At 59.7% G+C, this 23921-nt stretch carries 21 protein-coding genes and 5 pseudogenes; 23 read left to right on the top strand and 3 right to left on the bottom strand.

What is annotated here, in order from left to right; translation table 11 throughout:
- Positions 1-176 precede the first annotated feature (176 nt).
- Entirely contained in the window at positions 177-755 is a 579-nt protein-coding gene (locus tag AC3FNH_RS31420) for a TetR/AcrR family transcriptional regulator (RefSeq protein WP_276103444.1), read from the bottom strand.
- Between the two features lie 144 nt (positions 756-899).
- Between AC3FNH_RS31420 and AC3FNH_RS31415 the strand changes: the two genes are divergently transcribed.
- Positions 900-1622: a hypothetical protein gene (locus AC3FNH_RS31415; RefSeq protein WP_488722864.1), complete on the top strand. Its 723-nt coding sequence runs from the start codon at positions 900-902 to the stop codon at positions 1620-1622.
- 930 nt (positions 1623-2552) lie between these two features.
- Here the strand turns inward: AC3FNH_RS31415 and AC3FNH_RS31410 are convergent.
- Positions 2553-3883, bottom strand: a pseudogene (locus tag AC3FNH_RS31410) (aminotransferase-like domain-containing protein).
- 88 nt (positions 3884-3971) lie between these two features.
- On the opposite strand from AC3FNH_RS31410, the pseudogene AC3FNH_RS31405 reads away from it, so the two are divergent.
- Positions 3972-4566 (top strand): annotated as a pseudogene (locus AC3FNH_RS31405) (DJ-1/PfpI family protein).
- A gap of 157 nt (positions 4567-4723) precedes the next feature.
- The gene (locus tag AC3FNH_RS31400) at positions 4724-5512 is read left to right on the top strand and encodes an enoyl-CoA hydratase (RefSeq protein ID WP_276103447.1); all 789 of its coding nucleotides are present in this window, start codon (positions 4724-4726) and stop codon (positions 5510-5512) included.
- On the opposite strand, the pseudogene AC3FNH_RS31395 reads toward AC3FNH_RS31400, so the two are convergent.
- Positions 5509-5938, bottom strand: a pseudogene (locus AC3FNH_RS31395) (MarR family winged helix-turn-helix transcriptional regulator). The gene AC3FNH_RS31400 and the pseudogene AC3FNH_RS31395 overlap by 4 nt on opposite strands.
- A 230-nt stretch (positions 5939-6168) precedes the next feature.
- Here AC3FNH_RS31395 and AC3FNH_RS31390 point away from each other — a divergent pair.
- The 20 genes and pseudogenes from AC3FNH_RS31390 (at position 6169) to AC3FNH_RS31295 (ending at position 23815) form a co-directional block, all read left to right on the top strand.
- Positions 6169-6435, top strand: coding sequence for a hypothetical protein (locus AC3FNH_RS31390; protein ID WP_276103448.1), 267 nt, complete (start codon positions 6169-6171; stop codon positions 6433-6435).
- Between the two features lie 263 nt (positions 6436-6698).
- Positions 6699-7262 carry a hypothetical protein gene (locus AC3FNH_RS31385; protein ID WP_488722863.1) on the top strand — a complete coding sequence of 188 codons (564 nt, stop codon included), beginning with the start codon at positions 6699-6701 and terminating at the stop codon, positions 7260-7262.
- A gap of 141 nt (positions 7263-7403) precedes the next feature.
- Positions 7404-7559 (top strand): annotated as a pseudogene (locus AC3FNH_RS31380) (response regulator); the annotation flags it as partial.
- A gap of 188 nt (positions 7560-7747) precedes the next feature.
- Positions 7748-8479 carry an alpha/beta fold hydrolase gene (locus AC3FNH_RS31375; RefSeq protein ID WP_488722862.1) on the top strand — a complete coding sequence of 244 codons (732 nt, stop codon included), beginning with the start codon at positions 7748-7750 and terminating at the stop codon, positions 8477-8479.
- Positions 8480-8849: 370 nt separating this feature from the next.
- Positions 8850-9263, top strand: a complete 414-nt coding sequence (locus tag AC3FNH_RS31370) for a hypothetical protein (protein ID WP_488722861.1) — start codon at positions 8850-8852, stop codon at positions 9261-9263.
- A gap of 313 nt (positions 9264-9576) precedes the next feature.
- A pseudogene (locus tag AC3FNH_RS31365) lies at positions 9577-10568 on the top strand (quinone oxidoreductase family protein).
- An 88-nt stretch (positions 10569-10656) separates the two neighbouring features.
- Positions 10657-11247, top strand: a complete 591-nt coding sequence (locus tag AC3FNH_RS31360) for a TetR/AcrR family transcriptional regulator (protein ID WP_488722860.1) — start codon at positions 10657-10659, stop codon at positions 11245-11247.
- Between the two features lie 324 nt (positions 11248-11571).
- Positions 11572-12252, top strand: a complete 681-nt coding sequence (locus AC3FNH_RS31355) for a YciI family protein (RefSeq protein WP_488722859.1) — start codon at positions 11572-11574, stop codon at positions 12250-12252.
- A gap of 88 nt (positions 12253-12340) precedes the next feature.
- On the top strand, positions 12341-13249 hold the full coding sequence (locus AC3FNH_RS31350; protein ID WP_488722858.1) for a LysR family transcriptional regulator: 909 nt from the start codon (positions 12341-12343) through the stop codon (positions 13247-13249).
- Between the two features lie 445 nt (positions 13250-13694).
- A complete protein-coding gene (locus AC3FNH_RS31345) occupies positions 13695-15098 on the top strand; it encodes an NAD-dependent succinate-semialdehyde dehydrogenase (RefSeq protein ID WP_488722857.1) in 1404 nt (467 codons plus the stop codon).
- A gap of 121 nt (positions 15099-15219) precedes the next feature.
- Positions 15220-15651 (top strand): tautomerase family protein, encoded by a 432-nt coding sequence (locus tag AC3FNH_RS31340; protein WP_488722856.1) that lies wholly within the window; start codon positions 15220-15222, stop codon positions 15649-15651.
- A 267-nt stretch (positions 15652-15918) separates the two neighbouring features.
- Positions 15919-16608 (top strand): 3-oxoacid CoA-transferase subunit A, encoded by a 690-nt coding sequence (locus tag AC3FNH_RS31335; RefSeq protein WP_488722855.1) that lies wholly within the window; start codon positions 15919-15921, stop codon positions 16606-16608.
- A 10-nt stretch (positions 16609-16618) separates the two neighbouring features.
- Positions 16619-17266, top strand: coding sequence for a 3-oxoacid CoA-transferase subunit B (locus AC3FNH_RS31330; protein WP_488722854.1), 648 nt, complete (start codon positions 16619-16621; stop codon positions 17264-17266).
- Between the two features lie 103 nt (positions 17267-17369).
- Positions 17370-18146, top strand: a complete 777-nt coding sequence (locus AC3FNH_RS31325) for an enoyl-CoA hydratase/isomerase family protein (protein WP_488722853.1) — start codon at positions 17370-17372, stop codon at positions 18144-18146.
- A gap of 1 nt (position 18147) precedes the next feature.
- Positions 18148-19446, top strand: a complete 1299-nt coding sequence (locus tag AC3FNH_RS31320) for a CaiB/BaiF CoA transferase family protein (RefSeq protein ID WP_488722866.1) — start codon at positions 18148-18150, stop codon at positions 19444-19446.
- A gap of 69 nt (positions 19447-19515) precedes the next feature.
- Positions 19516-20097, top strand: coding sequence for a DUF302 domain-containing protein (locus AC3FNH_RS31315; RefSeq protein WP_488722852.1), 582 nt, complete (start codon positions 19516-19518; stop codon positions 20095-20097).
- 125 nt (positions 20098-20222) lie between these two features.
- Positions 20223-20519, top strand: a complete 297-nt coding sequence (locus AC3FNH_RS31310) for a DUF1330 domain-containing protein (protein ID WP_488722851.1) — start codon at positions 20223-20225, stop codon at positions 20517-20519.
- 145 nt (positions 20520-20664) lie between these two features.
- Positions 20665-22008 (top strand): MFS transporter, encoded by a 1344-nt coding sequence (locus AC3FNH_RS31305; protein WP_488722850.1) that lies wholly within the window; start codon positions 20665-20667, stop codon positions 22006-22008.
- Positions 22009-22200: 192 nt separating this feature from the next.
- Positions 22201-23178 (top strand): Bug family tripartite tricarboxylate transporter substrate binding protein, encoded by a 978-nt coding sequence (locus AC3FNH_RS31300; protein WP_488722865.1) that lies wholly within the window; start codon positions 22201-22203, stop codon positions 23176-23178.
- 124 nt (positions 23179-23302) lie between these two features.
- Positions 23303-23815, top strand: a complete 513-nt coding sequence (locus AC3FNH_RS31295) for a winged helix-turn-helix transcriptional regulator (protein ID WP_488722849.1) — start codon at positions 23303-23305, stop codon at positions 23813-23815.
- The last annotated feature ends 106 nt before the right edge of the window (positions 23816-23921 follow it).

The following is a 23921-nucleotide window of genomic DNA, read 5'->3' as shown; positions in this document are numbered from 1 at the left end:
CCATGGGTCAGCGGCATTGCCAGACCGGCGTTGCGTGCGGCCTCAGCACGTTCGATCCGTGCGAAGATCGTCATGCCCTTGTCCAATTGGCCGCCGGCTTCTGCCGGAGATGCCGCGGCCGTCTCTGGCTTGAACGAGACGGTCGCAGTTTAAGCATTCACAACGACGTGCCTGCTTCAAATCGCAGTAGGGTTGGCCTGCATGATTAGCACCTTTGTGTTTGCGAGAATCTGCCGTGCAAGGCTGGCGTCACCCGCCGCCCGCGACATACTCACCGCGCCGACGATGGCGGTGAGAATCGCCGTTGCGCGGGCGGTCGCCGCCTCGCCGCTGCCGATGGTCTGCGCAATCTGCTGCACGTTTTTGTTGAACTGTTCGGCAATGACCTGCTGGACCTGCGGGCCTGCGTAGCGTGCTTCTCCGGCGAGCGTGCAAATGCCGCAGCCGCCCGTCGGATCGGCCACATGAGCGGGATCAAGCCACGTATCCACTACTTGTTCAAGAGTGGGTTTCTTCTTGCGCGAAAAAAGCGCATCGAGCTTGGTCTGGCCTCTATCCATGGCGCGCCTGGCCGCCTCGGCAATCATTGCGTCGCGAGACTCGAAATGCCCATAGAAGGCCCCCTTGGTGAGGCCCGCGTTCTGCATCAACTCCGCCACAGCAACGCTATCAAGCCCTCGTTCGCTTATCTGACGTGCGGCTTCGTCCAGGATGCGCTCTCGGCTGGCCGCCTTCTCTGCTTGTGAATGTCCCATTGCTTAGCAATCCCAACACACTGATACTTGACAATCTGCAGTACGAACGTAATACTGATTCTGCAGTGCGAATGACCTGCACATTATACCGCGCCGGCAGCCGCGTGAATCGGCGGAAAGGCATATCAGTGAAAGGAGCAGTTGATGAGCGCATTACTTGAACAAGCAGTCGGGGCCCACGGAGGGATCAAGAACTGGAGGAAGCTCCGCGCCGTATCCGCCAGACTGGATATCGGCGGTGCCCTATGGCAGGTCAAGGGGCAACCTGAAATGTTCAGGGACGTCGAACTGGAGGCGGACCTGCGAACGGAACGCCTTGCGATGACGTCGCAGACTGCCGGTTGGAAAGGCCATTTCACGCCGGACCTGGTGCGAATCGAATCGTTAAAAGGAGATTGGATCGAAGAGCGCCACGCGCCAAGGACGTCGTATGAAGGCCATACTCTGCAGACCCAGTGGGACCGCTTGCATGCGTTGTACTTTGGCAGCTACGCCCTCTGGACCTACCTGACCATACCGTTTCTCTATACATACCCAGGCTTCCATACGGAAGTGTTGCCCGAATGGAAAGAAAACGGAGAGGTGTGGCAGCGGCTGAAGGTGACGTTCCCGGACTCGATTGCGAGCCATAGCCGGGAGCAGATCTCCTATTTCGGCAAAGACGGCCTGCTGCGCCGCCACGATTTCACAGTGGAGGTGGTGAATGGTGCGCCCGGCGCCAACTACGCATCGAACTATCAGAACGTTGGCGGCATCATCGTCCCGATGTCGCGTCGCGTCTATGCCTACGACACGGCAGGGCAAAAGATCGATGACCCGCTTCTCGTGTCCATCGATTTTCGTTCGGTTGCATGGCGCACGGACTGAGCCTGTGTTCTGAACAGTCTTGTCGCGTTGTGGCGCGTACTACCCCTTCAAATCCCAAAGGCACGAATGGTTTGCTCTGGCTGAACCTTCCGTGCACCAGTAAAAGGGGTTCCGGCCATGAAAGCCCATCATCTTCAAAGACCTGACTATTCGTGGCTTCTCGATAGGAAACCCTCACTTCGCCAATCAAATCACCGATGGTGTCAGCCGCGCAGATGGTGGTATCGGGCAGATGTCAGTTCCCATCGCGGCGGAATACGGACTCGAGGAAATCGGTGCTGCGATCGTCCATGCCGAGAAGGGCGGAAAAATTCTGCTGAAGGTGGCTAGTTAGAAAAAGGGAAACAGCGGAGGCTTCGCCCTGAATGTCAACGACGGGCGGGGCCGCAATTTGCTCGTAGCAGACATTCGGATGTCCGGCCTGGCGCATCGGCGAACCTCGCTTATGGCCGAACCCGGTCAACGGAGGGGGAGGGAGGCGATCGTCGTCTGCGCAGCCATTTGTACAGCGCGCCTCGTCAGTGTGATTTCGAGATCAGTGGGTCTGGGGCATATCGGTATGAATGCGATTCGACGGCGTCCAGTTTCTTGAATGGCGCAAGCCGGTTTCGAATGACCGACTCAAGCTAGAGGAGCAACTGGCCGTATCCGGCAACCCTTCTCCGTCGCGGGGGTAGTGATACCAGTGACCGGTGTTTGACTACGACTAGACATCGTATTCTTCGGGTGCTTTCCGCCGGGTACCATCAGAGCAGTCGATGCCGAATTCGACGCCTGGCTAAGGAACGTTTCAAGGTGCGATTACGCTTTACGCGCGTGTCGGCGGGCAGCCGATCCGGTGGGCTTGTCTGCGCGTTGTTGTGGCTGGCGTGCGCGAGACTCGTCGTGCATTGTTTTTACCGGGTTGCAATCAGGCCGCGCGAAGCACCGTCAGTAGGTATGATCGGCAATCACGCGGGCCACCGCCTGAAGTGAATGCCTGAGCGCGTCCATGCTGACGGAGCCCAGCGCCAGCCGTATCGCACGCGGAACCGTACCGGACGTAGAGAACGGATGCGCCGTGGAGACCGAGATCCGCTCCCGCATCAGCGCCATGGCGATCGCGTCCGCGCGGACCTCCTCTTCCAGGGGAAGCCAGACGAAGTACGAAGCGGGATGACTGATTCGCTTGATCCCGCCGAGCACTTCAGAGGCAAGACGCTGGCGCGCCGCTGCATCCTGTCGCTTGGCGGCTTCCAGTCTTGCCACCGTGCCGTCCTCGATCCAGCCGCAGGCCATGGTTGTCATGATCGCGGGTGTATTCCAGGTCGTCGCGCGGATGGTTCTCTCGAGCTTGGGTACGAGTTCGCGCGGGGCGCAAACAAAGCCGACGCGCAGCCCCGTTGCCACGCTCTTTGACAGGCTCGATACATACACTGTTGTCTCCGGCGCGAGCGACGCCAACGGAGGCGGTGCATCATCGGCCAGGAAGGCGTAGGCGGCGTCTTCGATGATTAGCAGGCCATGCTGGCGCGCAATGCTGACGAACTGCCGACGTCGGCTTGCGCTCATCACCCAGCCGAGCGGATTGTGCAGCGTCGGCATGGTGTACACGGCGCGAACCCGTCTTTGGGTGCACAAGTGCAGCAATGCGTTCAGATCGGGGCCCTGTGCGCCGGCTGGAAGCGGCGCGAGTTCCAGGCGGTTGGCCTCGGCGGCGAGCTTGAATCCCGGGTAAGTCAGGGCGTCCACGGCTACCACGTCGCCCGGTTCGAGCGCGGCCATGGCTGTCATCGTCATCCATGCTGGGCGCCGCTCGTCAGCAGGACGGTGTCCGCTGATGCCGGCACGCCGCGGTTCGCCAGATGCCGTGCCACCACTTCGCGTTCGTGCTCGCGCCCGCCGTGAGGCTGGTAGCGAAGCAGCGCTTCCAGCTCGCCCGCGGCTGCGAGCTGGCGCAGCGCCGTCCGAAGGAGTTCTGTCTGGTCCGGCAAGGCGGGGTAGTTGAAGCTCAGGTCGACCGTGTCGGCGCTCCAGGCCAGCAAGTCGACGCCCTGGCCACGGGGCAGTGCCTCCTTGACGAACGTGCCGCGTCCGGTTTCTCCACTCACCAGCCCCATTTCCTGAAGCTCAGCGTAGACGCGCGTGGCTGTGACCAGCGCGAGTCCTTCGCGCGCCGCAAGGTCGCGGTGCGTCGGCAGCCGCGTGCCGGGACGCAATCGCCCGGCGCGAATGTCGTCCGCGAGGCGGTCGACCAGTTGCTTGTAGCGAGCCTGGCGCATGCTGGAGTGTATCCATGACAATTATTTGAGCGTATTGATTATCCGCTCCAGAATGGGCCTGTACAAGGACACACACTTGAGGCTCGCCGTGCACATCGCCATCCTGGCCTTCGAAGGCTTCAACGAACTCGACTCGCTGATCGCCTTCAACATCCTTAACCGGGTCACGCAGTCGGACTGGCGCGTGTCGATCGCCAGTCCGACTGCCACCATACGTTCGATGAACGGCCTGGTGATAGAGTCGCAGGCCTCGCTCGAGGAGGCCTGCGAGGCGGACGCGGTGCTGGTCGGTAGCGGGGTGCGCACGCGCGATGTTGTCGCCGATAGGGCACTGATGTCGCAATTGAAGCTGGACCCGACACGTCAGTTGCTCGGTGCGCAATGTTCGGGGACGTTGATACTCGCTAGACTCGGCTTGCTGGGCGACGTGCCGGCGTGCACAGACCTGACCACGAAGTCGTGGGTGCAGGAAGCCGGAGTCGCCGTGCTGGATCAGCCATTTGTGGCCCATGGGAACGTGGCGACTGCGGGCGGTTGCTTGTCGGCGCCGTATCTGGGTGCCTGGTTCATCGCACGACTGAAAGGCGTGGATGCTGCGTGCAGTGCGATTCACTACGTCGCGCCGGTCGGGGAGAAGGACGCCTTTGTGGCGCGCGCTGCGGAACATTTCGCCATTCCTCTGAGGCTCACTGAGGCTGACGGGGGAGGGGGAGCGATCTCTGGTGGCTGGCACGGGAATTCTCGAGCCGTTTACTTCGCATACGAAATGTACATATACTTCGCATGCGAACCTAGTGAATGCCTGTGACATTCATCACCCAACCCACCTAGAGGTCGACCATGACCCCGGAAATCCATTTTGACCTGAGCGACGGCGTCCTGACCATTACGCTTGCCCGGCCGGAGAAGAAAAATGCCATGACGAACGAGATGTACGGCGTGCTGGCCGATACGATCGACGCGGCGCAGCAGGACCACAGTATCCGCGTCGTGCTGTTGCAGGGCGATGGAGACAGCTTCACGGCCGGCAGTGATGTGGGGGAGTTTGCGGCGATCGCGGCGGGAAAGGGGCCCGGCGAACGGAACGTGCATCGCTTCCTGCACGCGCTCGCCAATGCGACGAAGACGCTCGTTGCCGCAGTCAACGGCAAGGCGGTCGGGGTTGGCACCACCATGTTGCTCCATTGCGACTACGTCGTGCTCGCAGAGGATGCGCAGCTCATCACGCCCTTCGTCAACCTCGCCCTCGTTCCCGAAGCGGCTTCGAGCTACCTGTTGCCCTTGCGCATTGGACATGCCCGGGCCTTCGAGATGTTCGCGCTGGGCGAGCCGCTCGATGCACAAAACGCCGTTGCATGGGGCATCGCCAACAAAGTCTGCGCCACCGATCAACTGCGGGAGGAAGCGGCGCGGATGGCCCGCAGGATTGCCGGGAAGCCGTCTGGCTCGCTGAACGCAATGAAGACGCTGATGCGCGACGCGGAAAGACTGGTCGCGCAAATGGCGAGCGAAAGCGCCCGGTTCGAGGAGCGGCTCGCCAGTGCGGAAGCGAGGGAAGCCTTCTCGGCCTTTGCCGAGAAGCGCAAGCCTGATTTCATGCGAATCGCGGCCCGCGCTGTCCAGGGCTAGGCTTCGCTGTCGTCAGTGGCCGGGAATTTTGTCTGCAGGCTTGTCAGCCACCGTGCGACGATATCCAACTCGGCCTCGGTGAAGCCTTTCGTTAGTTTGGCGTTCAATGCCTTCATTCCGGCTTTCGAGCGCTGGCGCGCGGCCGGCTTCGGTCAACCATAGGCGTGACACACGGCGATCGGACTCGTCCGGCCGGCGCTCGATTAGCCCCGCCTTTTCCGTACGGTCGGCAAGGCCGCTCATCCCCGGTGCCCCCAGGTCCAATGCGGCAGCCGCCTCGCTCATCAGCGCACCGTCGTTGCCTCCCAGGAAAAACAGGAGCCCTGCCTGGGCTGCAGTCACGCCGCCTCCGGCCACTCGCGCTTGTGACCACCGCTGCAGGCGCCGCTGGCCCACATTCAACAGATAGACAAGGTGATGTTCCATATCGGGATCCGCTTGGACGTGGGAGTTAGTTCGTATGCGAATATACCATGCACCCCCGTCAATGCCGCCGATTGTATCCATGACAATTATTTGAATGTCATGGTGCATTGACCTTACGATGGAGCCATACCCTCCTTGGTCAGGTCCGATACGCTGAAGTGCGAGTGAAGTCTGGCAGCGCTTGCCCCGAAAGCGGGACGGCCAACATGGCGGGGAAACAAGGAGGAATCATGGACGACTTCCTGACCGCCCTCGGCGCCATCTGCTTTTTTATCTCCGTGTACACGGCGCTGTCGTATGAGCCGAAGGCGATCAACATCCGCGCCGGAATTCCGCGCAATCCCCTTCAGTCGATAGGCCGCGAGACGGGAAAGCCGGGCAGCTCCGAGCTCGCCTCCGCGGCTTGCCATCCACGCTGGCCGGGAAGGGATTCGCGCAGGCGCTCGCTCCATTGCGAGAGGACATCATCGGGCCGAATACGCTCGTCCCGCAGGTGACGTTCCGGAACAGCTCTATGCTCATCTCAGGTTTCATCGCCCATCGCGAACCCATACAGCCTTTGCGCCTGCATTATTAGTTTGTGTCCTGAATCGCGGCATATTTGTCATTTGAGATGCGACGGAAAGGGCCAATCATTAGCAAATGCCTCGGCGCAACAGGCCCGCTCCTATCAGGACAAAAGCCGCGTGACGGCCCACACCTTGACGCGGTTGCCGCTCCCGGCAGGCCCCGACATGGGTGGGGGCGCTCGGGCAATTGCATGGGCGATGCCACCATGCAGGACAGCATGCTGCGAGGCATCATCCTGCTTCAGGATCAGGGCCCACGCCCGACGAAGAAACTCACCATGTCGACAATTCACTTTCACTATAAGACCACTTCGACGCCCGAGCAGTTTGTCGCTGCGCTGACTGACTTCGGTCCTGGTCGCTCGGAGCTCTTCGGCAACAGCGCAGACGAATACCTGAAGGTGCATCACCGGGGCGCCTTCGAGGCCGACGTCACGGAGGGCTCGGGCGGCATCTGGGAACGACTGCATTACGACTGGTCGGATCCCGATTGTGTCGTCTTGACGACAACCGACTCCAACGTATGGGGAGGCCGGTCAGGCCATACCTATACGTTCACGCGTCTGCCTGACGGGACGACCGCGCTGGACGCGGTCGTGGTGCGGGAAGGAAAGAACATCAAAGGACGGGTGCTCGGGCTCGTGCTCGGAACCATCGGTAGACACGTTCTGGCAAAGGCCTTTGCGAAGAGCATCAAGGCCATTGAAATCCAGAACAGCGTGGCAAGAAAAGAAGGCGCGCCGAGTACCAGCTAAACCTCAAACGCAGGCGGCGATCTGGGCAATCCGTCGCACCAGACTTGGGTGCGCAAACGTCAACGTCAGGCACGGCAGTGGCGGGAGGACGCGCCCCAGCTTCCCGCAGCAATCGATCACAGGGCTGCCGAGGTGAAATCGATGGACTCGCACGTCGACCACATCCTGATCGTCGATGACGACTGGGAAATCCGCGAATTGGTCTCGGCCTATCTCACCAAGAACGGTCTGCGTGTGACGGTGGCGCCCGATGGCCGGCATATGCGGTCGTTCCTGGAAGCCAATACCGTTGACCTGGGCTCGACGTGTGCGCTTGTCGAAAGCTTGCCTACGACTACCAGGACACCGGAAAGGCGGTGACCGTGCAGTAGAAGTCGGCGGCGCCATCGACACGGCTCGCCAACTCCCACAGTTTACCTATTACCCAAAAAGGAATCGATATGTTGAATCGCAAATTTGCCCCTCTCGCGCTGCTGGCATTCGGCATGGCCGTCAGCGCGCCCACCTTTGCAGCGGACGACGTCAACCAGGCTTCCGTTGTGATCGTGCATGGCGCCTTTGCCGACGGCTCTGACTGGGCGAAAGTCATCCCGCTCCTGCAAGCGAAAGGCGTGAAGGTTCAGGCCGTTCAGAACGGGCTGAACTCGCTTGCAGAAGACGTGGCTGCCACGCGTCGTGCCATCGACAATCAGTCCGGCAAGGTCGTTCTGGTGGGCCACTCGTGGGGCGGCACCGTCATCTCCGAGGCTGGCGCGAATGACAGGGTCTCCGCACTGGTCTATGTGGCTGCCTTCGCACCCGATGCCGGGCAGTCGACGGAAGAGGCGGGAAAGGGATTCGCACCCGCGCCCGGCAGCGCCAAGCTGGTTGTGGATGCTGAAGGCTACCTGTCGCTTCCCGAGGCCGCGCTGACCAGCGATTTTGCGCAGGATGTCCCTGCCGCGCAGGCGCGCGTCATGGCGGCCACGCAGGGGCCGATCAAGGCCATGGCATTTGGCGAAAAGACGACGGTTGCTGCCTGGGCTGAGAAGCCTTCGTGGTACATCATCAGCGAACACGACCGGATGATCCAGCCGGATCTGGAGCGGGCCATGGCGAAGAAGATTGGCGCACGTGTGACGAGTCTCCCGACAAGCCATGTCCCGCAGCAGTCGCGACCCGAGGAAGTGGCAAACGTCGTTCTCGATGCCGTGCACGCGGTTGAGGCGCGCAGGTAAGAAAAGGAAGTTGCGTCGAATGGACATCTGTACCCAAATTGCGCACTGAGCGACGTGCCTGCCCATCCGATTTGGAGACTGACGTTGACCGCTCCACGTTAACTAGCGGTGAACGCTGCGTCCTGTCCCAATGGGATTGTCAGGCGGCCAGGTCAAATCCAGAATGAGCCAACGATGTAAGGATGGTGAAGAGATTCAGGAGACCCGATAAGCAGGCGCTTGGTATGCGCTGGTTATGCTGCGCGGCTCCGGCACTATCTGAACCCGTTTTCCGTATCCCACCACGCGTTCATCAATTTTGAAGCCGCAGGAGCGAGACGGTTTTTTGAGAGACTAGACGGGGGCACACCCCAACCAGGAGGCACATCGCATGCACCCACTTCGTCAGCTCAGGGAATCGAGCATTCCCACGTATGAGGCGATTGCCGCCATCCTCGCGGAGGACGTCGTCTTCAACAGTCCGCTGCTTGTACGCCCCATTATTGGGCGCGACGCAGTCGCCCGAACTTTGGTCCAATCCAGCACCACCCGAGGAAGTCCGGGCGAGTACGTCCTTGAGTGCAAGATTGACGCCAACACCACACTGCTGCGCTGGAAAGGCACGATTGACGGTCATCCACTCGAGAGCCTGGAGTTGCTGGTGGACGACGCTAACGGCCTCTTGGTCGAGCGGACCATCGCTTTTCGCCCTTACCCCGCATTGCGCATCTTTCGGGACAGGATGAAGGCAAGCTTGGGCGATAGCCTGGGCGTCGGCATGTGGGACTATGAGCCCGAGGCCTGAGGTTTCGATCGCGTATCGGCGTCAGCGTGGTCATGGCGCGGGCGCGGTAAGGGCGTACAGGAGCGGCGATGCCTTCGAACCCATTGACGCGTCGCGAGCTCAAGGCCAGCGGCGCCTCAGCGCTTGTGCGGTACGCGACTGGGCCGTTGCCTTCAATGTGAATTTTTCTTCTCTCGAATTAAGGCGTTGATCACGCCATGTAGGCGCGACTCGATACCCGCCGCGCCATGGATTTATGCCTATCTTGATTGCGACCGCAATTAATCCTAGACTGAGTTGAACTGAATCGTCCTTGAGTCGAGCGAAAGGAAGTATGAAAGCCATTCAATTGAATGCATTTGGCGAAGCAGATGTGCTCAGCTTCTCTGATGTTGAAGTTCCAGTTCCGCGCGATGACGAGGTTCTGATAAAGGTCGTTGCGGCTGGCGTCAGCTTCGTCGACGTGCGGCAGCGTCTCGGAGTCTACAATCAGGCGGCGACACGTGTTGGGGGCATCTCATTTCCTCACGTTCCAGGTTCACAGGCCGTCGGAACGGTCGTCGCGCTTGGCCCGACAGCGAACCGGGTCCTGCATGGACGGAAGGTCGTTGCGCACGTCCGGAAAGGAGCTTATGCCGAATATCTGATAGCACCGGGTCCAGATTGCGTCGTGGTGCCCGATGATGCCGACGAATCGGTGTTGGCCGCGATTCCCATGCAAGGGCTAACCGCCTACTGTCTCCTGACCGCGTCAACTGTGCTCAAAACGGGGGAAAGCATCCTCGTGCATGCGGCCGGCGGCGGGGTCGGCAGCATTGCGGTCCAGATCGCAAAAATTATGGGTGCCGGCCCCATCATTGCGACCGCGGCAACACCAGAGAAACGTGATTATGCGCTCGCAATAGGCGCAGATTTCGCGATCGACTATGAAAGACCCGACTGGCCCAGTGAGGTACTGCAGGCGACAAGTGGTCGCGGAGTAGATGTACTGTTGGAGTCAATTGGCGGGGATGTGTTCGAACGAAACTTTGAATGCCTAGCCGACTTCGGACGCTGCGTCATCTTTGGGTCAGCCCGTGGCCCCGGAAAACCTGTCGAACCCCGTCGCTTGATGACCCGATGTCAAGCCTCGCCGGATTCTACCTGCCAGTGCTCTACGATGATGTCGAGAGAACGAGTCAAGGCCTTCAGTTCCTGGTTGACCACGTAGTGGCTGGAAACATCAACGTTCGGATCGCTGAAGAGATCCCGCTCGCCGAAGCATGTCGCGCACACCGAATGCTCGAAGGCAGGGAGGTGATTGGAGCGGTCGTCCTGAGGCCGTAGTCCAAAGCCATTTCCGAAGATTGACGAGACTCGAGCATGTGCATCAGTCCGAAACGTGGTCTGACACCGAAGCAATCGGGGGACATTCATGGTGTATGTAAGACGAGAGCAATCTGACGAAAACCGCGCGGCCTTGCTGGCCACGGCCGGCCGGCTATTTCGCGAACGAGGTATCGATGGCGTGGGTGTTGCGGAAATCGCGCGCGAAGCCGGGCTGACACATGGGGCGTTGTATGCGCATTTTCGCTCGAAGGACGATCTTGCGACAGAAGCCTTTTCGCAGGGCCTGGCGCGGAGCCGCGAAGCGTTCCGGGGCGAGGCAACGCGCCGCACGCGCAGCGTATCGGGATATCTCGACTATTTGCTTTCGCCGCTAAGACGCGACAATCCTGGCATGAGTTGCCCGATGACGGCGTCGGCTAGCGAAATCGGGCGACATGGAAAGGACATCAGTGCACGGTTCGCCAAAGGGTTTCAGGAAAAGGCGAGCGCATTCGAGGCCGTGCTTGACGAATCTATGCCCGAGGCCGAACGGCGCCGTCTGGCGATGACCATTGTCGCGGCGGAGATCGGGGCAATGGCCGCCGCCCGTGCTGTCGCCAAAAGCGACCCGTCGTTGTCCGATGAAATACTGAAGGCGGTGCATGCCGTACTGGTGAAAGCCTCGAAGGGACAGTAAAACGACGTTCGATATCTGGCTGCGCCACGTCACCCGAGAATGCGCGGATCGTTTGTCTCCGGCTGGCTCGCGAGTTCATCCTCGGCATTGAAGCGCACTAACCAACCTTCATCACAGATACCCCAACTCAAGGACAACATCGTGTCACAAGATCTGTCACGCCGCCGCTTCCTTGTATCCGCCGCCGCAGGCGTCGCGGGCCTTGCGCTTGCCGACATGTCCTCGGCTATGGCAGCGTCCTCGCTCTCCCAAGACGCTGCCGTGCAAGCCGCGGCGCCTGCGCTTCCCACGCTTTCTGAAGTCCTGTCAGGAGATCCTGGCTCAATGAAAATCGTGAACTACGCGAAGTACGTTCACGATCGGGACAGAGTGAACGCGTCCCGAGCCGAACACGTTGCATATGCAGATGCGCTTCGCGAACACGACCGGCTAGTGATGGGGGGGCCGTTGCTCGACGACGACGGGCGGGCCGGCGGCGTCCTGCTCGTTTATCAGGTTGCGTCTAAACAGGAAGCTGAGACGTTAGCGCAAAGAGATCCGTTCGTTCTGCAAGGTGCGATCGCCGACTATCGCCTGGCGGAGTGGGCCGTGCTTAGCAGAAACGTCGACGTCAATACCCTTGCCGCTTCGGTCGTCACGGCGGATCGGCAAGCTCAGCCCAAGGAACTGCGCGCCTCTGGTGCTACATCGGTCGCACCGGGCGGACGCCCCGCGAGGCTTTATGTCAATTACGCGAAATACGTTTCCGACCACTCCCGCATCGAGCGGGTGAGGCCTGCGCACCGGTCGTATGCGCGGGCGATCAGGGCGAAAGGCGCGCTGATGATAGGTGGCCCTTTCGCAGACGACTCGGGTGCGCTGCTCATTTATCGGGCACAGTCGAAAGACGAGGCGGTGGCGCTGGTATTAGAGGACCCGTACCACGCCGAGGGCGTGTACGAAACTTACGCGCTTTCAGAGTGGCGGCTGTTCGGATTAAATGCGGAATTGATCGGGAGAAGTTGAAGCGCATACTGACCGGGGCCTTGCGGTGGATAAGGCCCGGCATAAGAGCGAAAGCACACCTGGTTCCGCCACGTATCGAGTCCGCCGAATGGACCTGAACCTGATCACGCTATTCGTTGAGATTGTGGAGTGCCATGGCCTGGCTGCGGCAGCGCGCAAGCTCGATATGTCGAAGTCAAACATCAGCCAGAGACTCAAGGTTCTCGAACGCGAAACACGTGCGCAACTTGTTCGACGATCGGCACGCAGTTTCGAGCTGACCGAAGCAGGCCAGATACTCTATGCCGCCGGACGGCGTACGCTTGATGATCTGGACAACGCCCGCGCATCCATCGACATGCTTGGGCACACGCTGACGGGTCGGATTCGCATCAGCGTACCCACCGGAATTGGCAGGCTGTTCGTCGGGCCGAAGCTACGTGAATTCGCGCGGATTCATCCGGGGATCTCGCTGACGATCACCTTCAATAACAGGGTCGAAGATCTTATCGCTTCCGAAATCGATATCGCGCTTCGCATCGAGCGAACACCGCCTTTGGATTACGTCGCACGTGAAGTTTGCTCCATTGACTGGGTCCTTTGCGCATCCGCGGATTATTTTAGGAGTCACGGACCGATTAACCACCCTGCAGACCTCGCGTCGCACGTTTTTATCGGGCTGCCGCCGAGCCAGGAAACGACGATCGAGCTTCGAAATCGAAATGACGATACAGACGCCCAGCTCATCCATATCCAGCCAACGCTGCAATCGGCAGACTACCCCTTTATTCTCGATGCTGTGCTAGAAGGCATGGGAATCGGCATTCTGCCAAAATACGCCATGCGCGGGTCGACCGCCCAAAATCTCCAGCAAGTACTTCCGCAGTACCGGATCGTCGGGCAACTAAACAGCCTGTACATTCTCACGGTGCCCAGCCATTTCCCGTCACCCGCAAAGCGGGCGCTGATTGAGTTTCTTGAAAAGGAATTGAGGGAATACGCTGAGAGCTGGAAATAAGCGCCTCAAATTGCGCCGGTCCCTCAAAAGCGGTGCGCAAGATCGACACCCCACCACAATTGGTGTGCCGCTGCGTCACAAGGAATCACAACGATCTCGCGGCCGCAGGGCGCCATCACAATTGCCCCTTTGAACCATTGGTTCAGTGCGACCATACTACTCGCCACCAGTAGGTGCACGTCCAAAAGGCCACCTGCGCACACCTCATCATGAGGCCGAAAGCGGCTGCCCCCGCCACTCCAGGCCGCGTCACGTGCACACTAGCCGACGTGCCACGCCTCCGTTCTAGTGCCTGTGTCGATGGCGTCATGTTCACTGGTAGTTAACGCCGCATCCATTTCCAATGGGATTGTCAGCCGGCAGCCTGGATTCCAGAATGTGTTAACGATGCATGGATGGTGAAGAAACTCAGTCCATGTTCCGCTGACACACCGAGGACCGCCAGATGGAATACCAGACAATCAACCCGGCGACAGGGAAGCTAGTCAAGTCGTTCGACACCGCGAAGGACCACGAGATCGCGAAGAATATTGCGACGGCTCAAAATGCTTTTGAACGGGATTGGCGGCACCGGTCAGTTGCGGATCGTGCGCAGATTATCGCCAAGGCGGCATCCATTCTGCGGGACAAGGCAGAAGAGTACGCGCAGATTATCACGATGGAAATGGGAAAAAGAATCGCTGAAGCCCGCGTCGAAGTGAGGCTGTCGGCAAGTATCCTCGATTATTACGCGCAGCACGCGCAAGAGTTCCTTGAGCCGAAACAGGTGCCGGAAGTGTCCGGTGCCAAAGTCCATGTTCATCCCATTGGCATCCTGCTCGGTGTCGAACCGTGGAATTACCCATACTACCAAATCGCGCGCGTTGCGGCTCCACAGCTCATGGTTGGCAATGTGCTCATCTTGAAGCACGCCGAAAACGTCCCGCAATGCGCGCTGGCTTTTGCCCGACTGTTTGAAGAAGCGGGTGCCCCGGAGGGCGTGTACACCAACGTCTTCGCGTCGATCGATCAAGTCGGGGCGATTATCGACGATCCACGAGTGCGCGGCGTCACCCTCACGGGCAGTGAAAGAGCCGGCGCCGCAGTTGCTGAACGGGCCGGGCGCAATTTGAAAAAGGTCGTACTCGAACTCGGTGGCAACGATGCCATGATCGTCCTGGAGGATGCTCCGCTCGACTGGGCCATCAATACCGCATTAATCGGCCGCACTCTGAATTGCGGACAGGTTTGTGTTGGCTCGAAGCGCATCATTGTCGTGGGCAAACAGCGCGGTGAGGAATTCCTCAGCGGCTTCAAAAAAGCCATGACCGCGCTGCAGGCTGGCGACCCTGCGGATGCAAACACGACACTTGGTCCGCTTTCGTCGGAACGCGCCCTCGATCACCTTCTTGGCCAAATCCAGCGCGCAGTGGATGCCGGCGCAGTGATCGAATGTGGCGGCCATCGCATTGATCGTGACGGGTTTTATATCGAGCCCACCATCCTTGGCAACATCAACACGAACGCCCCGATCTATCAGGAAGAGTTCTTCGGCCCTGTCGCTTCCTTTTTCGTTGTTGCAGATGAAGAAGAAGCCATTCGGCTCGCAAATGATACGCAATATGGGCTCGGTGGCTCCGTCATGACAGCCGATCCTGAGCGCGGCGAGAAGATCGCAGCGCGTATCGATAGCGGCATGGTGTTTGTCAATCGACCGTTCTCGACGACGCCTCAGTTGCCGTTTGGCGGCATAAAGAACTCCGGCTTCGGGCGCGAATTGTCGATGGCCGGATTCGAAGAGTTCGTGAACAAGAAGCTGATCACAACGGACCCGGTTGGCACGCTTCCCACGCAACCGAAGGGGAGCTGACAGGCGGTAGCTCGATCCTGAGCTATCGATATCGACGCCTTACGTATGTCCCGTCATATTTCGAAAGAAATTCAGGCGAATTGACAGAGAACGGCGGCATCTAACCAGTATGGAGACTAAAATGCCTTTGTGGAATATCTATCATCCAGTCGGCGCCTACACGGCAGAAGACAAAAAGGAGATGGCCAATCGTATCGCTGACATCTACATCATTCCTCGCTTCTACGTGGGTGTTCTGTTTCATGAACAGCCGAAAGACTCCTTCTACATGGGAGGCGAAGCGCGAGGCGATTTTGTCAGGATCCGACTGGACCAATTCGCCAGGCACATCTCCAAGGACCCCGAGTGGACGGCGTCCTGGCTGCGCAAGGCTAATGCCGCAATTGCACCTTTCGTGCAGGATCGGGGCTACCACTTTGAGTTACATGTCGGCGAAACACCGCGCGAACTGTGGTTGATCGACAGCATCCACCCACCGCGCCCCGATACGGAAGCTGAGAAGCGGTGGAAACTTGAAAACTGCGCGTCGCCCTATGATCCGAGCGAAGGCTGATCGTCCCCCGTTTCGTCTGATGCAGTTCGTACGCCGGTACGCAACAGCCTGCGGTGGCGGTTGATCCGCCACCGCGGTTTCCCCAAACTCCCTGGCTGCTCGCCTCGCTCGAGATCGCTTTTCATCAAAGCGGGATCGTGGTGCGGACCTTCGCTCCTCACAACAGATGTCGCCAGGTCTGGCTCCAGATCACCGCAAGGGACGTCGTTCGTACGCCGTTTGTCCAGGCGGCCAGATGCGTCAGTGGGCCGTTTTTGGATATTTCTTATGCTCAACAAGATTCTGGAAACATGCGAAGCCGCGCTGGCGGACATCCACGATGGTGCAACCATCATGATCAGCGGCTTCGGGCGGGCAGGCCTCCCCTTGCAACTGATTGATGCGCTGGTTGCACAGGGTGCACGCGATCTCACCATTATCAGCAACAACTCCGGCAGCGACGATTCGGGATTCGGCGCGCTCATTCGGCAGAAGCGGGTAAGAAAGCTGATTTGCTCGTTTCCGCGGCTCGCCGGCGCAACACTGTTTGACGCGGCGTATCGGGCGGGAGAAGTGGAACTTGAAGTCATTCCACAAGGTACGTTGGCGGAACGTATGCGGGCAGCGGGATCCGGAATCGGCGGATTCTATACCCCAACAGCCTACGGCACCAAGCTTGCCGAAGGAAAAGAATCCCGCGAGCTGGATGGCAAGAACTACGTCTTTGAGCTACCGCTGAAAGCAGACTATGCGTTGGTGAAAGCATATCGTGCAGACCGGTGGGGCAACATGACCTACAGGATGGCCGGTCGCAATTTCGGTCCCGTCATGGCCAGCGCGGCGACGACTGCGATCGCCCAGGTCAGCGAAGTCGTTCCGCTCGGCACATTGAATCCAGAGGCCATCGTGACCCCGGGAATCTTTGTGAAACGCGTGGTACAGGTCTCCTGCTGCAAGTCCGACGGAAGAATTGAGTGAGATCCCGGAAATGAAGAAGCTTACACGGATAGAAATGGCGCAACGCGTTGCGCGAGACATCCCGGAAGGCGCATACGTCAATCTTGGCATTGGCGTACCGACACTTGTCGCCAACCATCTGGACCCACATCGGGAAATCATTCTTCACAGCGAAAACGGCATCCTGGGAATGGGACCTGCGCCGGGGCCCGATGGGGAAGACGATGACCTGATCAACGCAGGAAAGGAGCCGATCACGCTGCTTCCCGGAGGCGCCTTCTTTCACCATGCCGATTCCTTTTCCATGATCCGTGGCGGATACCTGGACTACTGCGTGCTGGGCGCGTTCCAGGTATCGGTCATTGGCGACCTGGCGAACTGGCACACGGGGCAAGCCGACGCCATTCCAGCGGTTGGCGGTGCCATGGATCTCGCAACTGGCGCCAAGGAGGTCTACGTGATGATGGAGCATATGACGAAGCAAGGCCAAAGCAAGATCGTCGAACGATGCTCCTACCCCATTACCGGGATGGGTTGTGTGAGCCGGGTCTACACCGATCTGGCGGTTATCGATGTAACGCCTTCCGGCCTGGAGGTCGTGGAGATCTGCTCGGACATATCGTTCGACGATCTTTGCGAATTGACTGGCGTCCAGATGCGCCGAGGGCCAGCCGGATAGACGCTGCAAGCCAGGACGATTCCCGGGTGCACGCCAGGGGAACTTCGCAATAAGCGTTGCCCGTTCAACGCGACAACGCCAGAACCAAATACATGGAGCAAGAATGAGCGAACCAATTGTGATGTGTGAGATTAACGAGCGCGTGACAGTATTGACGATGAACTTTCGTCCGCACAACCTAATGGGTCCAACGATGTACCGTGCGCTGCTCGATGAATTCGACGCTGCGGTGAAGCGCGGTTCCCGCGCAATCCTGCTGCGCAGCGGATTGCGGCATTTTTCGGCCGGCGCCGAAGTTGCGCTGTTTCCGGATCGCATTGCGCGAGAGGGCAAAGGACTGGTCGATCCGCTCGAAATCCTGCGTGCGTTCGAAACGCTGCCAATTCCGATCGTCGCGGCCGTCAATGGCACTTGCCTTGGTGGCGGCTTCGAGGTGGTGCTTGCCTGCGACTACAGCGTGGTCGCGGAATCCGCCAAGATTGGGTCGGTCGAGGTCGCACTCGGTCTGCATCCGCTGCTTGGGGGAATCCAGCGCCAGGTGGTGCGGGCGGGACCAGCCCGCGCCAAGGAAATGGCAATGCTCGGCCGGCGGTATGACGCGGCAACGCTGGAACGCTGGGGTCTGATCAACCTGGTGGTGCCCGACGAGAAACTCGACGAGGTTGGGCTGTCGGTCGCTCAGGAACTGGCCGCCGGCCCAACCATTGCGCATGGCGCTACGAAGCAACTTGTGCGCGTCGCGCTCAACGACGGCCTTCAAGCCGCCGATGAAGCGATGTTCGAACTGCAGAAGCCGATCTGGGCGTCACATGACCTCAAGCGAGGGCTCGAAGCCTTTGGCAAGACTGGTCCCGGCACGGCGGAATTTGAGGGGAACTAACATGACTGGACCACTAGACGGACTCAAGGTCGTCGATTTCTCTCGCGTGTTGGCCGGACCGCTCTGTGCACGCACGCTCGCCGATCTCGGCGCGGACGTGATCAAGATCGAGCCGCCTCGCCCGGACGTGTCGCGCGCCGCGTTCCCGAACCAGGACGGCATGTCGGGCTACTACGCGCAACAGAACAGCGGCAAGCGAAACATCAGTATCGACTTGAACGTTGGCAACGCGCGCGAGCTGGTGCTGCGCCTATGCGACGAGGCTGACATCATCGTCGAGAACTTCCGCGCGGGCACGCTCAAGTCGTTCGGCCTTGACTACGAGACGCTCAGCCAGCGCAATCCGCGGCTGGTGTATGTGTCGATCACGGGCTACGGCCAGCGCGGACCGTGGGCATCGCGCATGGCCTATGCGCCCACGGTGCAAGCCGAAGCCGGCTTCACACACAACACGATGCGTCATTTCGAAGGCATCGATGCGGGCCGAAAGTGGACGGATCCGCTGTCGCACGCAGACGTCTACGCGGGCCTGCAGGCAACCATCGCGGTGCTCGCCGCGGTGCACAAGCGCGAAGTGACTGGCCGCGGACAGTACATCGATGTGGCGATGGCGGCGGTGATGCTGTCCATCAACGAACGCGCGCACCTCGATCTCGCGGATGTAGATACCGGCGCGGAGCCGGGTGTGCTCGGCGCGACCGAAGGCCCGCACTTCGTCGGGCCGGGAGGCGAGGCCTTCGTCGCGGCGCAGAGCATCGTCGGCAGTAACACGTTTCCGAACTACCTGCGCGCGATGCGCCGGATGGACCTAGGGCGCGATCCGCGCTTCAGTACCGCTGAGCGGCGTATGCAGAACTACGGCGCGCTGCATGCAGTGATCCAGAAATGGATGCTGACGTTCCGCGACTTGAAAACGCTCGACGCGCAGCTCGACGAAGCAAAGATCGCGATTGGCCAGATCCGCTCGCTCAAGGAACTTGCCGAGACCGAATGGGCGAAACAGTGGGGTGCTGTGCAGGAGGTACCTGACCGGCGAGGAGGTTCGTATCTTCTCCACGGCTATCCGTGGCGGTTTTCGGATGACCAGCTCAGCCCGCGCAGCGCACCGGCGTTTCGCGGTGAGCATAACGAACAGGTGTTCCGCAGCGTGGGCTTGTCAGAGAGCGAATTGCGCGCGGCCGTCGAGGCGGGAATCCTCGTCGGCGGCCTTCCGGACTCGGTGAAGTGCCCGCCGCCGGCGGAAGTGCAGGACGTCGTCGGATCGGATCAAGACGTCGCGGCCGCCATCGAGGCGGATTGATCAGGCCAACGCCTTTGCAGGATGAGGGATCGCGCGGGTAGATTTACGAGCGAAAAACAGGAGACTTCTATGAGCAAAGCAAGTAGTAGATTGATCGGCATCGTGGTCGGCGCCGTGGCGTCGGCGATGTTGCCGATCCCGGGGCATGCGGCAGACGACATCAAGCCACAGATCCGTGATGTCGTGATGAAGCACGTGATTATTGAAACGAAGAAGCGGTATGACGACGTGTGCGGGTTTATCGAGAGTAGGTTGGGTCGCCTGGATCAGCCAATGCGGGACATGCTGCAGAACGGCCAGACCGACCAGCTTCGGGATTCGGCGACGCGAATCATCAGGAACTACGGCCTGTCCATTCACTACATCGCCTACCATGGTAAGGTGCTCGCGCTGAACGGTCCGACGGAAAACCTGAAGGCCTACTACATTGGCGATATCCTGTCGGCATCCACGATGACACGCGAGATTCGGGCTGCTGGCCTGTATGCGCCGCTGCGCGCGGTCATCTATCAGAACGCGTCGGGCGGCACCACGATCGAATACGATCTGCCCTCCTCACTGTTCGGCCAGTTCCACAATCCCACCACCGATGCAATGGGCGTCAGTCTTGATGAGCGGATGAGCAAGCTCATGCACGACGCGGCGAGCTGACTTTTCCCGCTTCACCGTCGCAGTTGTGGACGAGGACCAATGGATATCTTTTCCGTCCTTTGTCGCATGCGTACACGTGCTTTATGGTTTCCGGTCTCAAGTGTTTTTTCTACCGAGGAAGAAAGATGGCAGAAGGATATTGGGTGGCAGCGTATCGAGCGATTCATGACCCAGACAAGCTGGCAGCGTACGGTGCCCTCGCAGGACCTGTAGTGAGCGCAGCAGGCGGAAGATTTCTGGCGCGAGGCGGCGAGGTTTTCGCGTTCGAGGCGGGTCTGAAGCAGAGGACTGTCGTGGTTGAATTTTCGAGCTTCGAGCAGGCTCTCGCAGCATATCAAAGCGAGGCCTATCAGGCGGCATTGGCTGTGCTGGGCGATGGCGCTGAAAGGGACGCGCGCATCGTTGCGGGTGTAGACGACTGAGATATAACTACAGTCCACCAAGGTGGCCCGCGCTGCCTTGGGGCAAAGGAAATGGCCAGCCTTAGTCATCGATCGCGACGCCAACGGAATAGGTGGCGCGGCACATAACGACTTCTGCTGCAGGCAGAGGCATTCGGAGACAAACATGATCCCCAAAAATCAACACCGCCGCGCCGCGGTGGAGGACGCACTTTATCGGAAAGTCACGCTACGCGTGATTCCCTTCCTCTTCGTTTCCTATGTGGTTTCCTTCATTGATCGTATCAATATTGGCTTTGCGCAGTTGCAGATGAAGGGCGATCTCGGTTTCAGCGATGCCGTCTACGGGCTGGGCGCGGGGATCTTTTTTATCGGCTATTTCCTGTTCGAAGTGCCCAGTAATCTCCTCCTGCACAGGGTCGGCGCCCGCCGAACCTTCGTGCGGATCATGGCATGCTGGGGTCTGGTTTCGGCCGGGATGGCGTTTGTTGTGGAGCCTTGGCAACTGTACGGGATGCGCTTCCTGTTGGGGCTGTTCGAGGCCGGCTTCTTCCCCGGGATCGTGCTCTATCTGACCTACTGGTTCCCGTCAAACCGGCGAGCTACCGTGACTTCGTGGATGTTCGTGGGCATTGCCGTTGCAGGCGTCGTGGGGGGAATCGTGTCTGGAACGATCATCGACCATACCAATGGGCTTCATGGTCTCAGAGGCTGGCAATGGATGTTCATACTGGAGGGAATTCCTGCGGTAGTACTTGGGATCATGGCCTACTGGATGATCGATGACGGTCCGCGCACCGCCGCGTGGCTGTCGCCGCAGGAGCGCGATACCTTGCTCGCCAGGCTGAGCGAAGAGGACAAACGAAAGACCGAAGGTGCAGCGAATACCATGAGGGAGGTGCTCAGGGATGCGCGTGTGTATCTCTTGGCTACTGTCTATTTCTCGCTGTACTGCGGAACGATGGCGATCAGCTTCTGGCTACCAGCCGTGATCAAGGACGCCGGTGCGAAGACGATCTTTGAGGTCGGCTATCTCAGCGCGATTCCGTATGGAATCGGGGCAATTGGAATCCTTCTGATCTCCAGACATTCGGACACAACGCAGGAGCGACGCTGGCACTATCTCGTCTGTACGTTCGGCGGCGGCATTGCGTTGTTTGTCCTGGCCTTCTGGACACACAGCTTGCCGGCTGCACTGGTGTTGCTTGCTATTGCAGTGACGTTTTCCTTCTCGGCCCTACCTGTCTTTTGGGCGATTCCGCAACACTACCTATCTGGTGTTGGCGCGGCAGGGGGGATTGCCGTCATCAGCAGCCTGGGTCAGTTGGGCAGCTTCTTCAGCCCCACCATGATTGGCTGGATCAAGGCTACGACCGGCAGTCTTAACAATGGCCTGTTCGCCCTGGGCGCGCTGATGATTATGGGGGGTATTGCCCTGTTTCTGGTCCTTGGCAATCTGGAGACGACCGGTGCTAAGTCGCCCGACTTGACACCTGCTGCCGAAGCTTGAATGTCCGACCCGCACGCACAGATGGGCAAGACACGCCAGTCAGCAAGCCGGATGACGCATACCCTCGTACGTCCGGCAGCGGCTTGCCCATACGTTCACACCTCTGCGTGACGAAGCGACTCCGCTGGATTCAGTCCTTAGTATTCATCCCAACCTGGAGCAACAAACATGGGTATTCGATTTATCAGTCGTATGGTCCACGCCCGGCGTCGGGCCATCTTGGGCCTGGCCGCCATGCCGCTGGTGATTGCGAGCGCCTTTGCGCAAGACTGGCCCAGCAAGCCGATCAAGCTGGTCGTGCCGTTCCCGCCGGGGGGGCCCACGGATACTGCGTCTCGCATCGTGGCACTGAAACTGGGCGAGGCGCTCAAACAGCCGGTGGTGGTGGAAAACCGCGCTGGCGCTTCGGGCTCTATCGCGGCTGCCCAGGTGGCCAGGGGCGCGCCCGATGGCTACACGCTGATGATGCTGGCCATGCCCACGCTGTTGGCGCCGCACTTGTACAAGCGGGCAGGGTACGACACCACCAAGAACTTCACGCCCGTTGCGACCGTTTATGACCTGCCGATCGTGATGGTGGTCAACCCGACAGCGCTGCCCAAGGTGACGGACCTGTCCAAGCTGATCGCGCAAGCCAAGGACCAGCCTGGCAAGCTCAACTACACCAGTTCGGGCGCGGGCAGCTTCGGCCACTTGAGCATGGAACTGCTTAAGCAGATCGGCGGATTTGATATGCAACACGTGCCCTACAAGGGCGCTGCGCCCGCGATAAGCGACACCCTTGGTGGCCAGGTGCCCGTGATGTACGCCGATCTCATTGGCGCACTGCCGCACATTCAGGCAGGGAAGCTGCGTGCGATCGCGATCGGCTCGCCGCAGCGCGTGAGTATCCTGCCCGACGTCAAGACCATTGCCGAGCAGGGGTTCCCGGGCTATGACGCGGTGTCTTGGGGTGGCCTGCTGGCGCCACCGGGAACGCCTAAAGTGGTGGTGGACCGTATCTCCGGTGAGGTCGGCAAGATCCTGGCGAACAAGGACGTGCAGAACAAGCTGCTGAAGGCCGGGGCCATCGCAAACTTCCAGCCGCCAGCGCAGATGAGCCAGCGCATCGGCCAGGACTACGCCAAGTGGGGCAAGGTGATCCGCGACAAGGGTATCGCAGCCGAGTAGGACGTTCGCGTTACCGACGCTATCCTGGGGTACTGCAAAAGCGATTGCGCCACGATGGATCTTGGTGATTGCCTCAAACATTAAATAATTGGTATCCCTATGTTCGCACGCAATCTGATGGAAGATGTCAACGATGCGTTATCTTTCGTTGCCCCACGGCGTGGGCGAAGTCGAGTCGGACGTGGGCAGGCCGGCGGCTGAAAGGCGCTGTTCGGTCGCAGAGGCGACACGGGTGGTCGGTGACCGATGGGCCATCCTTGTCATGCGTGAGGCGTTCTATGGGCGTTCCCGTTTCGAGGAATTCGAAGGGGTACTTGGCATCGCGTCGAATGTCCTGAGTAGGCGTCTTAAGTCGCTTGTTGGTGCAGGCCTGCTGGAACGTCGATCGAGTGTCGAGGCAAAGCGGCCTAGCTACCATCTGACCGAGAAGGGGCGCGCCTTCCTACCGGTTTACGTGGCGCTCAAGTGCTGGGCAGACCACTGGTCGTGCAGCCAGGAAGGCGTAGTGACGGAGCTGTTCGATGCGCGGTCGGGACAGTGCGTCCGAAGTGCGCCGCTTCTGCGCGAAGACGGATCGGAGATTACGTGCGAGGACGTGGTTGTCTGGGACCGGCGTCTTCGAACCAATTCGCGTTAGCTGGGCCTGTCCGTATTTTTGTGTGCGAGGCGGTTTTGAATTCTGTCAGCTTCGAGCGGCAGTAAATCGCTCGCCATACAGAATAGCAAACTGATTCATGGCGGAC

It is taken from the genome of Cupriavidus sp. 22TCCZM01-5 (assembly GCF_057798915.1).
The sequence above is the reverse complement of the archived record's forward strand: the minus strand, read 5'-3'. Positions and strand labels throughout refer to the sequence as shown.